Source organism: Streptomyces sp. NPDC046876 (assembly GCF_040645035.1).
Classification (GTDB): Bacteria; Actinomycetota; Actinomycetes; order Streptomycetales; family Streptomycetaceae; genus Streptomyces.
Genome location: NZ_JBEYXK010000055.1, coordinates 31,169 through 46,236, shown reverse-complemented (window position 1 = coordinate 46,236; position 15,068 = coordinate 31,169). Strand labels below are relative to the sequence as shown.

Below are 15,068 nucleotides of genomic sequence, written 5' to 3'. Positions count from 1 at the left end.
CCCGGCCTCCTCCCTGTGGGCGGAGGACTTCCTCGGCGGCACCGGCCGCGAGGGCGACCGCCAGGTGATGACCGGGCCCTTCGCCCACCGCGAGGATCCGTTGCGGGGCTCCGCCCCGCCCCGTCGCGCGGCTCGGCCCGCTTCCCGTGGGGCTCCGTCGCTGGGCTTCGACCAGGGCCCGTTGCGGCCCTCGCGTGGCTCCGCCCCCGGCCCCGTTGCCGGGCTTCGCCCGCATCCCCGGCCCCGGGCCTCCAACGGCGGCGAGGCGGGGATCGCCGGGGGGCCGGGGCGGGGCCCCGGGAAACGGTGAAAGGGTGGGGCGGGGAGGGGATGCGCGCAGCGCACCGGCCCCCGGCCGGGTTCTCAGACCCCTCTCAGACAAGCCGCCTACCGTGCCCCGCATGGACACCACGAAGACCGCCCGCAGCACCACCGCCCCCACCGCCGACCAGGCGGAGACCGCCGAGGCGGCCGACGCCACGACCGACCGCACCACCGCCCCGGCCGCCGCCCGGCCAGAGGCCGACCGCGCAGCCGGGACGGACCGGGCCGAGGAGGCCGACGAGGCGGCGGACCAAGCCGCCGAGATGGACGAGGCGGACGAGGCGGACGAGGCGGACGTGGAGGCCGAGTCGGGCGACGGCGGGCGGAGCGCCGGCGTCGGCTCCGGCGCCGGCGCAGTCGCCGCGGCCGGACTCGCCCTCGTCGCGCTCAGCGGCAGCTGGGTCTCCCGCGTCCTGGCCGAGCGCCAGACCCTCATCGGCCAGATCGAATCGGTCAACGCCACCACCACCGAGGCGAAGATCGCCGCCCTGTACGGCGACGCCTGGCACACGACCGCCCTCGTCAACGGAGTCCTGTCCGCCCTCGCCCTCCTCCTCGCCGTGTTCGTGCTGGCCCGCCCGGCCCTCGCCGCCGCCGACCGCGCCCTGCCCGCCTGGGTCCGCGCCGTCTCCTGGGCCGCCGTCGCCCTCGGCGCCCTCGGCATCCTGCTCTTCGGCCTCATGTACTTCGACCTCCTCGTTCCGGTCCCCAAGGCCGCCTAGGGCCTTCCCTAAGCACCCCCGGCCCCGCCCCGGCATCCCGGGGGCCCGGGCCTAAGGACCCCCCGCCCGCACACATGCGGCATGCGCCCGATGTGCCGGCACCCCCTGGGGCGCGAATCTTGGACCACACCGAACGAGGTGCCCGAGAAACACCACCAGGGAGAACGAGATGTTCGAGTACGAGCTGGCCACCCTCCGCCGCGCCGACCTCCTGCGCGAGGCCGAGGCATACCGCCTGGCGCAGGCCGCGAAGAAGGCGCACCGGGTCCCCGTGCGCAGCCAGGAACCCGAAGGGACGGTGAGGGAGGGCCGCAGCCGCTTCACCCGCGCCGCCTGAACTGCGGCGCGGGCAGCGTGGACTGACGCGTGATGAGGAGCGCACCGAATCCCGGTGCCGCCGACCAGGCCTCCTGTGCGATGCTCGGCGGCGTGGAGACCAGATCTGTCAGCCCGGTGTTCGTCGGCCGAGCCGACGAACTGGCCGTACTCACCGACGCACTGGCGCGCGCCGCCGCCCGGGAGCCGCAGGCGCTGCTCATCGGGGGAGAGGCCGGAGTCGGCAAGACCCGCCTCACCGAGGAGTTCCTCGGCGAGGCCGCACGGCACGGCGCCGTGGTGGCCGTCGGGGGATGCGTGGAGATCGGGGCGGAGGGGCTTCCCTTCGCCCCGTTCTCGACGGCCCTGCGCATCCTGCACCGGCTGCTGCCCCAGGAGTTGGCCGCTGCGGCCGCCGGTCAGGAGGACGAGCTCGCCCGGATCCTGCCCGAGCTCGGCGATACCCCGCGCGGCCCCCACGACGAGGAGAGCACCGCCCGGCTCTTCGAACTGACGGCCCGGATGCTGGAGCGGCTCGCCGCCGAGCGCACCGTCGTCCTGGTCCTGGAGGACCTGCACTGGGCCGATACCTCCACCCGGCACCTGCTGTCCTACCTCGTGCGCACGCTCACCAGCGGCCGGCTGGTCCTCGTCGCCACCTACCGGGCCGACGACATCCACCGCCGCCACCCGCTGCGCCCGCTCCTCGCGGAACTGGACCGGCTGCGCACCGTCCAGCGCATCGAACTGCCCCGCTTCAACCGGGCCGAGGTGCGCCGCCAGCTCGCCGGGATCCTCGCCGAGCAGCCCGACGAGGCCTTCGTGGACTCCGTCTTCGACCGCTCCGACGGCAACGCCTTCTTCGTTGAGGAACTCGCCGCCTGCCGGGAGAGCGGCTGCCGCGCCGGACTCACCGAATCCCTGCGCGACCTGCTGCTGGTCCGCGTCGAGGTGCTCCCCGAGGCCGCCCAGCGCGTGGTCCGCATCGTCGCCGAAGGCGGCTCCACCGTCGAGTACCCGCTCCTGCGGGCCGTCGCCGGGCTCAGCGAGGACGAGCTGATCGAGGCCCTGCGGGCCGCCGTCGGCGCCAACATCCTCCTGCCCACCTCCGACGGCGACGGCTACCGCTTCCGCCACTCCCTCGTCCGCGAGGCCGTCAGCGACGACCTGCTGCCCGGCGAGCGCTCCCGCGTCAACCGCCGCTACGCCGAGGCCCTGGAGGCCGACGACACCCTCATCCGGGCCGAGGAGCGGATCATCCGGCTGGCCAGCTACTGGTACTACGCCAACGACACCGCCAAGGCCCTGCCCGCCGTGCTCGCCGCCTCGGTGGCCGCCCGCCGCCGGCACGCCTACTCCGAGCAGCTGCGGCTGCTGGACCGGGCGCTGGACCTGTGGGAGAGCGCACCCGAAGAGGTCCGCCAGGTCCTGCGCCCCGCCGACTACACCGACGTGTACCCGCCCTGCGGCTGCGACCCGGCCACCACCCCGCTCCAGCGCCTCGACCTGCTCGCCGAGGCCACTGTCGCCGCCCGCTTCGGCGGCGAACGCGAACGCGCCCTGAAGATCACCAAGACGGCGCTGCGCCTGCTGGAGGAGGACGACGACCCGCTGCGGGCCGCCTGGTTCTGGACCGAGCGCTCGCGGCTGGTCTCCAGCCTGGCCCGCGGGGACGGCTGGGAAGAGCTCGCCAAGGCCCAGGAGCTCGTCAAGGGGCTGCCCCCGTCCCAGGTGCACGCGGAGGTCCTGGTCCGAGCCGCGGGCTGGGGCATGCTCCACGACCCCGGCCCCGGCAACCTCGCTGCGGCCGAACGCGCCGTCGCCTACGCCCGCATGGTCGGCGCCGAGGAGATCGAGCTGAACGCCCGGATCACCGTGGGCTGCATGCTCACGGACGCAGGCGACCCGGAGCGCGGCTTCGCCGAGATGCACGCGGTCAAGGAGCGGGCCGCCGAACTCGGCCTCTTCATGCTGGTGGGTCGTGCACATATCAACCTCTCCTCCCAACTGGAAAGCATCGGCCGGTCCCTGGAGGCCGTGGCCCTCGCCGAACAGGGGGCCCGGCTGGTCAAGACGTCACGCCTGCTGGACACCGAGGCTTGGATCATGGGCAACATGGCCGAGAGCCTGTACGGCCTCGGCCGCTGGGACGAGGCCGCCCAGGCCGCCCGGCGCGCCCTGCAGGTGGGCCAGAGCGCGGCCCCCCGCGGAGCGGCCTCCGCGCGGCTGTCCTATCTGGCCCTGGCCCGCGGAGAGCTCACCGAGGCGGCCACCCAGCTCGCCGCCGCGAGAGAGAACTTCGGCACCCACGACCCCCAGCCCCAGCACCGCATACCCCTCTTCCGCCTCGCGGTCGGCGTGGCCGCCGGTGAGGGCCGCATCGCCGACGTCCGCACGGAGGTCGCCGCCGCGATCGACCACGGCTTCCCGCTCGGCCACCACCGCTACGCCTGGCCGCTGCTGCTCGCCGCGGCCTGCGCCGAGGCGGACTCCCGCGGCCTGCCGGTGGCCGACGCCGGCCGCGAGGCCGCCCTGGCCGTCCTGCGCGACGCCGCCCGCAAGCTGGTCACGCCGGCGCCGCTGTGGACCGCCCACGCCGAGTTCTTCCGCGCCGAACTGCTGCGCGCCGAGGCCCGGGACACCGTCACCGACTGGACCGCCGTGGAGGAGGCCGTCCGCCCGCTGGAGCGCCCGTACCTGCTGGCCCGTGCCCGCCACCGGCTCGCCGAGGCGATGCTGGCCGCCGGCGGCGACCGGGAGCCCGCGGCCGCCCTGCTCCGCGACGCCCACGCCACCGCCGAGCAGCTCGGCGCACGGCGGCTGCGAGAGGACCTGGCGCTGCTGGCGCAGCGCGCCCGGCTCCCGCTCACCGCGGCCGACACCCCCGCGGCCCCGCCCGCACCGGAGAACGACCCGGCCGAGGCCCTGGGCCTGACCAGCCGCGAGCGCGACGTCCTGCGCCTGGTCTCCGCCGGCCACAGCAACCGCCAGATCGCCGAGGAACTCTTCATCTCCCCGAAGACGGCCAGCGTCCACGTGTCCAACATCCTGGCCAAGCTGGGCGTCGCCGGCCGCGGCGAAGCGGCCGCCCTCGCCCACCGGCTGCGCCTGTTCGGGCCGGTCACTCCTGCGGTGGGGGCTGCTCCTCGAGGCGTATGAGCACCTTGCCGGAGTCCAGGTCTATCGGGCCCCGTCCCGGATCGCCGTCCCCGACGTCGCTCCGGGACAGCTCCAGCCGCTTGCGCTCCTCGTCCGTGTGCCTGCGTCCCGGGTTGAACAGCTCCTCGATCGGGTTGAACACCGTGCCACCGTGCCTTCCGCCCCGCCCCGGGGGCCGTGTCGGTTACCGCACCGTCAGGGTCAGGATCCGGTCGTCGCCCGACTGCGGCGATCCCCGCCCGTCCGTCTCGCTCGTGACCAGCAGCAGCTTGTCCCCGCCGAGGGAGACCACCGTCCGCAGCCGGCCGTACTGCCCCTGGAGGAAGGCCTCTGGCTCGGCCGCCGGCTTCGTCCCGGCGAGCGGGATCCGCCAGAGCCGCTCGCCCTTGAGCGCGGCCATCCACACCGAGCCCTGGGCCCAGGCGATCCCGCTCGGGGAGGCCTCGTCGGTCTTCCAGACGGCCACCGGGTCGCGGAAGCCGGGTCTGCCCGCCGTGCCCTCGGCCTCGGGCCAGCCGTAGTTCCCGCCGGGCTCGATCAGGTTCAGCTCGTCCCAGGTGTGCTGGCCGAACTCGGCCGCCCACAGCCGCTTGTCCCCGTCCCAGGCCAGTCCCTGCACATTGCGGTGCCCGTACGAGTAGACGACGGAGTCCGGATCCGGATTGCCGTGCGCCGGCCGCCCCTCCGGGGTCATCCGCAGGATCTTGCCGCCCAGCGACTTCCGGTCCTGAGCCAGCGCCGTGTTCCCGGTCTCGCCCGTTCCCGCGTACAGCATCCGGTCCGGGCCGAACGCGATCCGCCCGCCGTTGTGGACGAGCCCCTTGGGGATGCCCCGCAGCACGGTGTCCGGTGCGCCCAGCTGCTGTCCCGGCTCCCGGTGCTCGTCGTACCGCATCCGGGCGATCCGGTTGTCGGACTCGGTCGTGAAGTACGCGTACACCATCCGGTCCGAGGCGAACGAGGGCGACAGGGCCAGCCCCAGCAGCCCGCCCTCACCGCCCGGGTCCACCCCGGGCACCTTCCCGATCTGTGTCACCTGCCCCGTGGCGACCGCCACCCTGCTGATCGTGCCCCGGTCCCGCGAGCCGACCAGCAGGTCCCCGTCCGGCAGCGGGGCCAGGCCCCATGGCGACCCGAGGTCCTTGGCGACCTCGCCGGTCACCGTCACGGCCCCCTTGGCGGGCGGCGCCGGCGGCCCGGACGGCTGCGCGGATCCCGACGGGCCGCCCGGGGACGCCGCCGCGCCGCTCTGCGCGGTCGGCGGCGAACCGCCCGGCGCGGGACCCGGTGGCCGCTCCGGCCCGCATCCCGCCGCCAGCAGGACCCCGCACCCGACCAGCGCCACCGCCGCCACCACCCCGCGCGCCCGCCCCCGAGCCCGCCGGTCCGCCCGCTCCCGCACCCGTCCCCGTCGCATAGCCCTGCTCCCCTCCGGTCCTGCGGCCGTCTCCGATCGGTGCCCTCCACCCGCTTCAACACTCGCCGCCGCACCCGAAGTTCCGCCACTCGTACACTCGATCGAGTGGTTGTCGGCCGGGCTCAGTCCCAGGCCCCCACCGCCGCCGGCAACTGCTCGATCTCCACCAGGTCCTCCGCCGCCAGCCGCACCCGCACCGCCCCCGCGTTCTCCGCCGCCGAGGACGCCCGCCCGGCCCCCGGCACCGGCACCACCTGCGGCCCCTGGGCCAGCACCCACGCCAGTGCCACCTGGGCCGCCGTCACCTCGGGACCGTGCCGCCGGGCCACCCGCCGCAGCCCCGCCACCAGCACCTGGTTCCGCGCCATCGACTCCGCCGTGAACCGCGGATGCCGGGCCCGCACGTCCTCCCACTCGAACCCCTGGCCGGGCGTCAGCGTCCCGGTCAGGAACCCGCTGCCCAGCGGCATCGCCGCCAGGAACCCCACCCCGCGCGCCGCGCACCACGGCAGCAGCAGCCGCGCCGCCTCCGGCGACCACACCGACAGTTCCGCCTGCACCGCGCTGACCGGGAACACCTGCTGCACCCGCTCCAGGTGGCGCAGGGTCGTCCCGTAGGCCCGGTCCCCGCGCCGCCCCGCGCCCGGCCCGGCGCCCGCACCCAGCGCGCAGAACGCCAGCGCCCGCACCTTCCCGGCGGCCACCAGCTCCGCCATCGCACCCCAGGTCTCCTCCACCGGCACCTCCGGGTCCACCCGGTGCAGCTGGTACAGGTCGATCACGTCCGTGCGCAGCCGCCGCAGCGAGGCGTCGCAGGCCCGCCGCAGGTACTCGGGCCGCCCGCAGGCCACCACGTGCTGCTCGCCCGCCCGCAGCCCCACCTTGGCCGACACGAACGCCTCGGACCGCCGCTCCCGCAGCACCCGCCCGAGCAGCAGCTCGTTGGTGAACGGCCCGTACAGGTCCGCCGTGTCGAGCAGGTTCGCCCCCAGGTCCAGCGCCGTGTGCACCGTGGCCATCGCATCCTCGCCGCGCCGCCGCGAGGGCGCGTACGCCCAGCTCATCGGCATGCACCCGAGCCCGACGGCGCCCACCGACAGCGCCCCCGCCCCGATCGACCTGCGCTCCACCCGTGCGTCCCCCTCCACGTCCGGCCCTCAAACTAACGGGTTGATCAAGGATCCCCTGGCATAGCCTCGTGATCATGACTGCAAAGACCCCGGACGTCTGGCTCCCGTTCCCCGCCGAGGAGGTCGAGGGCCTCCCCGACTCCTTCCACTACCGCCACTGGGACGGTGAGGACGACTTCCCCGCCGACCCGGCCGCCTGCGCCTTCTACGTCACCCCGTACATGAAGTCGCCCGAGGTCACCCTGCGCCCGCTGGCGGCCATGCCCGAGGTGGAGGTCGTCCAGACCCTCACGGCAGGGGTCGACCACGTCCTCGGCGGCCTCGACCTGCTGCGCCCCGGTGTCCGGCTGTGCAACGCCCGCGGCGTCCACGAGGCGAGCACCGCCGAGCTCGCGCTCACCCTCGTCCTGGCCTCGCTGCGCGGGATCCCCGGCATGGTGCGCGGCCAGGACCGCGAGCAGTGGCGGGGCGGGTTCTACGACGCCCTGGCCGACAAGTCCGTCCTCATCGTCGGCTACGGATCCATCGGCGCGGCCGTCGAGGACCGGCTCGAACCCTTCGAGTGCGCGCGGGTCGCGCGGGTCGCACGCTCGGCGCGCGCCACCACGCGCGGCCCGGTCCACTCCCTCGCCGAGCTGCCCCGCCTCCTCCCGGAGGCCGACGTGGTGATCCTCTCCACGCCGCTGACCGAGGAGACGCGCGGGCTGGCCGGCGCGGACTTCCTCGGCCGCATGAAGGACGGCGCGCTCCTCGTGAACGTGGCACGCGGCCCCGTGGTCGACACCGCCGCCCTCCTCGCCGAACTGGAAGCGGGCCGGCTGCGCGCCGCGCTCGACGTCACCGACCCCGAACCGCTGCCCGCCGGGCACCCCCTGTGGCATGCTCCGCATGTGCTGATCACGCCCCACGTCGGCGGCAGCAGCAGCGCCTTCGAGCCACGGGCCAAGCGCCTGGTGGCCCGTCAGCTGACCCGGTTCGCCGCCGGGGACCCGCTCGAGAACACCGTGCTGATCACCGACTGACGCGCCCGCGCGGATCGCCCGCGCACCGGTTCGCGCACCCTCCGCATCCGTACGGATGCACTCAGTGGCAACAACTTTCCCCGCGTGGTCACGCAGAGTACAGCACCTATGTCCCTGAGTGACGAAAGTGGTGTATCGTCCGGACCAAGGGGCTGCGCCACGAACGTCTGGCGCTGGGGAGTGATCGGACACTTTGGGGGGCGACGGGCGATGCACGGCCAATGGACGAAGGATCCGCTGCGGCACAGCCGCCGGAAGCGACGATGGGGAGCGCCGGAACCAGCCAGCGAGGGGGGCCGGTGAGTGCGCCGGGGGCGGCCCTGCTGGCCCGGCCGCCCGTCTGCCGGGGCGGCAGGAGCCTGCTGATGCAGCTGCTCCTCGCCCTCATCAGCGCCGGGTACGCGATCGGCGCCGCCTTCGGCTGGGGCTCCCAGGAACTCGCCGAGATCATGGGGGATTTCGGGCTCAGTGCCGCCGCGCTGCTCGCCGCCGTCTCCTGCTACTCGTACGCACGGGCGATCGACAGCCGCGAGCGCCCGGCCTGGCTGCTGTTCGCCTTCTCCTCCCTCATGGGTGCCTGCGGCAATGCCATCTGGGGCTGGTACGAGGTGGTCCTCGGCGAGCCCATGCCCAAGCCCTCCCTCGCCGACTTCGCCTTCCTCTGCTTCGCGCCGCCCGCCATCGTCGGCCTGCTCGTCCTGGCCAAGCGCCCCGTCACCCGGGCCGGCTGGGTCTGCCTCGCCCTCGACTCCTGGCTCATCGGCGGGTCCCTGCTGACCCTGTCCTGGAGCCTGGCCCTGGCCAACGCCGCGCGGACCGCCCAGTCGGGCGCCCCCGGCAGCGTCCCGCGGGCCGCCTTCTCCCTCGCCTACCCGCTGCTGGACATCGCGCTCGTCTCCATGGTGCTGGTCCTGCACTTCCGGCGCTCCGAGGTCAACCGCTCGGCCGTCAACACCGCCATCGCCGCCCTGGCCCTGACCGTGCTCAGCGACGCCCTGTTCACCTCGCCGCTGCTGAGCGCCGGCTACCAGTCGGGGCAACTGCTCGACGCCGGCTGGTTCGCCGGCTCGCTGCTCCTCGCGTACGCACCCTGGGGCGCACGGAGACTCGCAGCGGGCCCCGGCGCCCCCGGCCGGCCCCCGGCCGACCCCGACCGCCCGGTCAGCCGTCCGATCACCGGCTCCCTGCCCGCGCTCACGCCGTACCTCGCGGCCGCCGTCTGCACCCTGGGGATCCTCTACAACGTGGTGGACGGCCGGAAGGTCGACCGGGTCGTCGTCTTCACCGGCTGCACCGTCGTCCTCGCCCTCGTCATCCGGCAGGGCATCATGCTCCTCGACAACATCGCGCTCACCCACGAGCTGGCGCAGAAGGAGAACCACTTCCGCTCCCTGGTCCAGGGCTCCAGCGACGTCATCATGATCGCCGCCCCCACGGGCACCCTGCGCTACGTCAGCCCCGCCGCCGCCGGGGTCTACGGCCGGGAGGCCGAGGAGCTCGTCGGGACGGAGCTCGCCACCCTGATCCACCCGCACGACCTGGGCCGGGTGGTCCACGAGGTGCGCCGCTTCCTCGCCGCACCGCCCGCCGAGGAGCCGACGACCCGCATCGAATGCCGCTTCAAGTCCGGCAGCGGCGAATGGCTGAACGTCGAGTCCACCGTCAACCGCCACCAGGGCGGCCTCATCCTCAACAGCCGCGACGTCACCGAACGCGTCCGCCTCCAGGCGCAGCTCCAGCACAGCGCCGAGCACGACCCGCTCACCGACCTGCCCAACCGGGCCCTGTTCACCCGCCGGGTGCGCCAGGCCCTGACCGGCCGGCGCGCCGGGGACCACAGCACCGCCGTGCTCTTCATCGACCTCGACGGGTTCAAGGCGGTCAACGACACCATCGGCCACCAGGCCGGCGACGAACTGCTGATCGAGGCCGCGCGCCGGCTCCAGGACTCCGTCCGTGCCGGGGACACCGCCGCCCGCCTCGGCGGGGACGAGTTCGCGGCGCTGATCATCGGCGACGGCAGCCGCGACCGCAGCGCCCGGGAGTACCAGGTCCACGAGATCGCGGACCGGCTGCGCACCACGCTCTCGCGGCCGTACCGGATCGGCGGCCGCGAGGTGCGGGTCGCCGCCAGCATCGGAGTGGCCTTCGCCGACCCCGGCATCACCCCTTCGGACCTGATGCGCAACGCGGATCTCGCGATGTACCGGGCCAAGGCCGGCGGCAAGGACCGCGTCGAGCTGTACGCCCCCCAGATGCAGGCCGAGATCGTCCGCCGGGTGGAGCTGGCCGGCCGGATGCGCAGCGCACGGCAAGAGGGCGAGTTCGCCGTGCTGCACCAGCCCGTGGTCTCCCTGGAGACCGGGGAGGTCACGGCCGTGGCGGCCCAGCCCCGCTGGCGCTCGCCGCAGGGCATCCTGTTCACCCCCGCCGAGTTCCTCCGGGTCGCCGAGTACGGCGAGGGCCCCGCCGGGGGCCCGGTGGGCGGACCGGTGGCGCCCTCCGGCCCCGCCGCGGGCCCCGTACGGGCCGCGGAGCTCGGAGGCCGGCTGCTGGAGGAGGCCGTCAGCCAGGCCGCCGAGCGGCACCGTGCCGGGCACGACGTACCGGTCGCCGTCCGGATCGGCGCCCGGCGGCTGCTGGAGCGGGCCGTGCCCCCCGCCTCCGTGGAGGCCCTGCTCAAGCGCCACGGGCTGCCGCCCGGCTCCCTGGTGATCGAAGTGGCCGAGAGCGACACCGCAGTCCCCTACGAGGAGCTGGAGCGGCGTCTGGCCGCCCTGCGCCGGCTGGGCGTCCTGATCGCCCTCGACTGCTTCGGCAGCGGGTACGCGGGCATCGGAGCCCTGCGCCGACTGCCGGCGGACATCCTCAAGCTGGACCGGGGCCTGGTCGAGGGGGTGGTCGAGTCCGCCCGCCTCCGCAAGATCACCGCCGGACTCTTGCGCATTGCAAACGATCTGGGCATGCAGTCGGTGGCCGACGGGGTGGATCTGCCCGAGCAGGCGATGGCCCTGCGCGCCATGGGGTGCAGCCATGGCCAGGGGGCGGCGTTTTCCGGCCCCCTCGACGAATACAGGCTGCGCCGGGCGCTCGTGCGCGGTACGTTCCAAGTACCGGGTGGGGCGGTCCAGCCCGCCTTGGCCGGTGGTTCGTCCGGGGGCTCGATGGCCATCCGGAGAGGCTCACATAATGAGACGCCCGTCCCACCCACTTGACATCCCCCTCCCGCCGGAGGGAGGGTCAGTGCCATGCGCACCCGAATTCTCGTACTTGGAAAGCGCGTCGGCTGAAGTTGGGGCCCTCATGTCCCCGCTCCGTGCACCCGACGCGCTCCCCTCGCTTGCCATCCGGCACGAGGGGTTTTTTGTTGCACTGGCACACCTTCGAATCCTCGTAAAACCCTCAGCTTCGAGAAGAGAATGCCGATGACCGAGCAGGCCTCCGGGGCCCAGCATCCGCAGCCGCGGCCCCGTTCCGGCGGGCAGCAGCCCGCCGCAGTTGAGCACGTCACGGGTGCCCAGTCCCTCATCCGCTCTCTCGAAGAGGTGGGGTGCGACACCGTCTTCGGCATTCCGGGCGGAGCCATCCTCCCGGCGTACGACCCGATGATGGACAGCACCAAGGTCCGCCACATCCTGGTCCGGCACGAGCAGGGCGCCGGCCACGCCGCGACCGGCTACGCGCAGGCCACCGGCAAGGTCGGCGTCTGTATGGCCACCTCCGGCCCGGGCGCCACCAACCTGGTCACCCCGATCGCCGACGCGCACATGGACTCCGTGCCGCTCGTCGCCATCACCGGCCAGGTCTCCTCCAAGGCGATCGGCACCGACGCCTTCCAGGAGGCGGACATCGTCGGCATCACCATGCCGATCACCAAGCACAACTTCCTGGTCACCAAGGCCGAGGACATCCCGAAGACGATCGCCGAGGCGTTCCACATCGCCGCCACGGGCCGTCCGGGCCCGGTCCTGGTCGACATCGCCAAGGACGCCCTGCAGGCGAAGACCACCTTCTCGTGGCCGCCCACCCAGGACCTCCCGGGCTACCGGCCGGTCACCAAGCCGCACGCCAAGCAGATCCGCGAGGCCGCCAAGCTCATCTGCGCCGCCAAGCGCCCGGTCCTCTACGTCGGCGGCGGCGTCATGAAGTCCGGCGCGACCGCCGAGCTGAAGGTCCTGGCCGAGCTGACCGGCGTCCCGGTCACCACCACCCTGATGGCACTGGGCTCCTTCCCCGACAGCCACCCGCTCCACGTGGGCATGCCGGGCATGCACGGCGCGGTCACCGCCGTCACCGCCCTGCAGAAGTCGGACCTGCTGATCGCGCTCGGCACCCGCTTCGACGACCGCGTCACCGGCAAGCTCGACAGCTTCGCCCCGTTCGCCAAGGTCATCCACGCGGACATCGACCCGGCCGAGATCGGCAAGAACCGCGAGGTCGACGTCCCGATCGTCGGCGACGCCCGCGAGGTCATCGCCGACCTGGTCCAGGCGATCCAGGCCGAGCACAACGACGGCAACGCCGGCGACTACTCCGCCTGGTGGAAGGACCTCAACCGCTGGCGCGAGACCTACCCGCTCGGCTACGAGACCCCCGAGGACGGGATGCTCTCGCCGCAGCAGGTCATCCAGCGCATCGGTGAACTGGCCCCCGACCACACCATCTTCGCGGCCGGCGTCGGCCAGCACCAGATGTGGGCCTCGCACTTCATCGACTACGAGGAGCCCCGCACCTGGCTCAACTCCGGCGGCGCCGGAACCATGGGCTACGCGGTCCCCGCCGCGATGGGCGCCAAGGTCGGCATGCCGGAGCGCGCCGTCTGGGCGATCGACGGCGACGGCTGCTTCCAGATGACCAACCAGGAGCTGGTCACCTGCGCGCTGAACAACATCCCGATCAAGGTCGCGATCATCAACAACGGCGCGCTGGGCATGGTCCGCCAGTGGCAGACCCTGTTCTACAACCAGCGGTACTCCAACACCGTCCTGCACGCCGACGAGACGGGCCACGACACGGTCGGCTCCCAGCTCGGCGAGTCCACCGCCCCCCGCAAGGGCACCCGCGTCCCGGACTTCGTCAAGCTGTCCGAGGCCATGGGCTGCGTGGCACTGCGCTGCGAGGACCCGGCCGACCTGGACAAGGTCATCGCCGAGGCCAACGCGATCAACGACCGTACCGTCGTGATCGACTTCATCGTCCACGAGGACGCCATGGTGTGGCCGATGGTCGCCGCCGGCACCTCCAACGACGAGGTCATGGCAGCCCGGGGCGTCCGTCCCGACTTCGGCGACAGCGAAGACGACTGAGCCGGTAGAGCCGAGAGAGAGAACGCCTCACATGTCCAAGCACACGCTCTCCGTCCTGGTCGAGAACACGCCCGGCATCCTCGCCCGGATCGCCGCCCTGTTCTCCCGCCGCGGGTTCAACATCGACTCCCTCGCGGTCGGCGTCACCGAGCACCCCGACATCTCGCGCATCACCATCGTCGTGAACGTCGAGGACCTCCCGCTGGAGCAGGTGACCAAGCAGCTCAACAAGCTGGTCAACGTGCTCAAGATCGTCGAGCTGGAGCCCTCGAACGCCATCGAACGCGAACTCGTCCTGGTGAAGGTCCGCGCCGACAACGAGACCCGCTCCCAGATCATCGAGATCGTCCAGCTGTTCCGCGCCAAGACGGTCGACGTCTCCCCGGAGGCCGTCACCATCGAGGCCACCGGCGGCGCCGACAAGCTCGGCGCCATGCTCAAGATGCTGGAGCCGTTCGGCATCAAGGAGCTCGTCCAGTCGGGCACGATCGCCATAGGGCGCGGCGGCCGGTCCATCACGGACCGCAGCCTGCGCGCGCTCGACCGCAGCGCCTGACCGCCCGGGCGCCGCCCGCGCCTCTTTGCCTCTCGCATCGCGAGACCACGAAACTTCGTCCACGTTCCCCGCCGTACGGTGGGAGCAACACCAGCGCACCAAGGAGATATCCCAGTGGCCGAGCTGTTCTACGAGAACGACGCCGACCTGTCCATCATCCAGGGCCGCAAGGTCGCGGTCATCGGCTACGGCAGCCAGGGCCACGCCCACGCGCTGTCGCTGCGTGACTCCGGCGTCGACGTCGTCGTCGGCCTGAAGGAGGGCTCGAAGTCCAAGGCCAAGGCCGAGGAGCAGGGCCTGAAGGTCGTCTCCGTGTCGGAGGCCGCCGCCTGGGCCAACGTCATCATGATCCTCACGCCGGACCCGCTCCAGGCCGAGATCTACGAGGCGTCCATCAAGGACCACCTCGAGGAGGGCGACGCGCTCTTCTTCGGCCACGGCTTCAACGTCCGCTACGGCTTCATCAAGCCCCCGGCCAACGTGGACGTCGCCCTGGTCGCCCCGAAGGGCCCGGGCCACCTGGTCCGCCGCCAGTACGAGGAGGGCCGCGGCGTCCCGTGCATCGCCGCCGTCGAGCAGGACTTCTCGGGCAACGCCTTCGCCCTGGCCCTGTCGTACGCGGCCGGCATCGGCGGCACCCGCGCCGGCGTCATCAAGACCACCTTCACCGAGGAGACCGAGACCGACCTGTTCGGTGAGCAGGCCGTCCTCTGCGGCGGTGCGTCCGCCCTGGTCAAGGCCGGTTTCGAGACCCTGACCGAGGCCGGCTACCAGCCGGAGATCGCGTACTTCGAGTGCCTGCACGAGCTGAAGCTCATCGTGGACCTCATGTACGAGGGCGGCCTGGAGAAGATGCGCTGGTCGGTCTCCGAGACCGCCGAGTGGGGCGACTACATCACCGGCCCCCGCATCATCACCGACGCCACCAAGGCCGAGATGAAGAAGGTCCTCGCCGAGATCCAGAGCGGCGAGTTCGCCAACACCTGGATGGCCGAGTACAAGGCCGGTCTGCCGAAGTACAACGAGTACAAGAAGGCCGACGAGGCCCACCTGCTGGAGACCACCGGCAAGAAGCTGCGCAAGCTGATGAGCTGGGTCGACAGCGAGGAGAGCTGAT

The 15,068-nt window shown here is 73.0% G+C and carries 11 protein-coding genes and 1 pseudogene; 9 read left to right on the top strand and 3 right to left on the bottom strand.

What is annotated here, in order from left to right; all coding sequences use genetic code 11:
* The 4 genes and pseudogenes from ABZ924_RS25165 to ABZ924_RS25150 form a co-directional block, all read left to right on the top strand.
* Positions 1-88: pseudogene (locus ABZ924_RS25165) on the top strand (tyrosinase family protein); the annotation flags it as partial.
* Between the two features lie 313 nt (positions 89-401).
* Positions 402-1,046, top strand: coding sequence for a hypothetical protein (locus tag ABZ924_RS25160; protein ID WP_361913920.1), 645 nt, complete (start codon positions 402-404; stop codon positions 1,044-1,046).
* Between the two features lie 169 nt (positions 1,047-1,215).
* Positions 1,216-1,383 (top strand): hypothetical protein, encoded by a 168-nt coding sequence (locus tag ABZ924_RS25155; RefSeq protein ID WP_361913917.1) that lies wholly within the window; start codon positions 1,216-1,218, stop codon positions 1,381-1,383.
* Positions 1,384-1,463: 80 nt separating this feature from the next.
* Complete coding sequence (locus tag ABZ924_RS25150; protein WP_361913929.1) at positions 1,464-4,520, top strand: AAA family ATPase; 3,057 nt, start codon at positions 1,464-1,466, stop codon at positions 4,518-4,520.
* Here the strand turns inward: ABZ924_RS25150 and ABZ924_RS25145 are convergent.
* The 3 genes from ABZ924_RS25145 to ABZ924_RS25135 all read right to left on the bottom strand — a co-directional run bounded on the left by ABZ924_RS25145 (position 4,483) and on the right by ABZ924_RS25135 (position 7,067).
* Positions 4,483-4,662 carry a DUF6191 domain-containing protein gene (locus tag ABZ924_RS25145; protein ID WP_361913914.1) on the bottom strand — a complete coding sequence of 60 codons (180 nt, stop codon included), beginning with the start codon at positions 4,660-4,662 and terminating at the stop codon, positions 4,483-4,485. The genes ABZ924_RS25150 and ABZ924_RS25145 overlap by 38 nt on opposite strands.
* Positions 4,663-4,704: 42 nt before the next feature.
* Complete coding sequence (locus ABZ924_RS25140; protein WP_361913911.1) at positions 4,705-5,937, bottom strand: PQQ-dependent sugar dehydrogenase; 1,233 nt, start codon at positions 5,935-5,937, stop codon at positions 4,705-4,707.
* Positions 5,938-6,059: 122 nt separating this feature from the next.
* Positions 6,060-7,067 carry an aldo/keto reductase gene (locus ABZ924_RS25135; protein ID WP_361913926.1) on the bottom strand — a complete coding sequence of 336 codons (1,008 nt, stop codon included), beginning with the start codon at positions 7,065-7,067 and terminating at the stop codon, positions 6,060-6,062.
* Positions 7,068-7,141: 74 nt separating this feature from the next.
* Here ABZ924_RS25135 and ABZ924_RS25130 point away from each other — a divergent pair, with 74 nt between their 5' ends.
* The 5 genes from ABZ924_RS25130 (at position 7,142) to ilvC (ending at position 15,067) form a co-directional block, all read left to right on the top strand.
* On the top strand, positions 7,142-8,089 hold the full coding sequence (locus ABZ924_RS25130) for a 2-hydroxyacid dehydrogenase (protein ID WP_361913909.1): 948 nt from the start codon (positions 7,142-7,144) through the stop codon (positions 8,087-8,089).
* 365 nt (positions 8,090-8,454) lie between these two features.
* The gene (locus ABZ924_RS25125) at positions 8,455-11,304 is read left to right on the top strand and encodes an EAL domain-containing protein (protein ID WP_361913923.1); all 2,850 of its coding nucleotides are present in this window, start codon (positions 8,455-8,457) and stop codon (positions 11,302-11,304) included.
* A 204-nt stretch (positions 11,305-11,508) separates the two neighbouring features.
* The gene (locus ABZ924_RS25120; protein ID WP_361913906.1) at positions 11,509-13,395 is read left to right on the top strand and encodes an acetolactate synthase large subunit; all 1,887 of its coding nucleotides are present in this window, start codon (positions 11,509-11,511) and stop codon (positions 13,393-13,395) included.
* 31 nt (positions 13,396-13,426) lie between these two features.
* The gene (gene ilvN / locus ABZ924_RS25115; protein WP_114054307.1) at positions 13,427-13,951 is read left to right on the top strand and encodes an acetolactate synthase small subunit; all 525 of its coding nucleotides are present in this window, start codon (positions 13,427-13,429) and stop codon (positions 13,949-13,951) included.
* 114 nt (positions 13,952-14,065) lie between these two features.
* The gene (gene ilvC, locus ABZ924_RS25110; RefSeq protein ID WP_361913902.1) at positions 14,066-15,067 is read left to right on the top strand and encodes a ketol-acid reductoisomerase; all 1,002 of its coding nucleotides are present in this window, start codon (positions 14,066-14,068) and stop codon (positions 15,065-15,067) included.
* The last annotated feature ends 1 nt before the right edge of the window (position 15,068 follow it).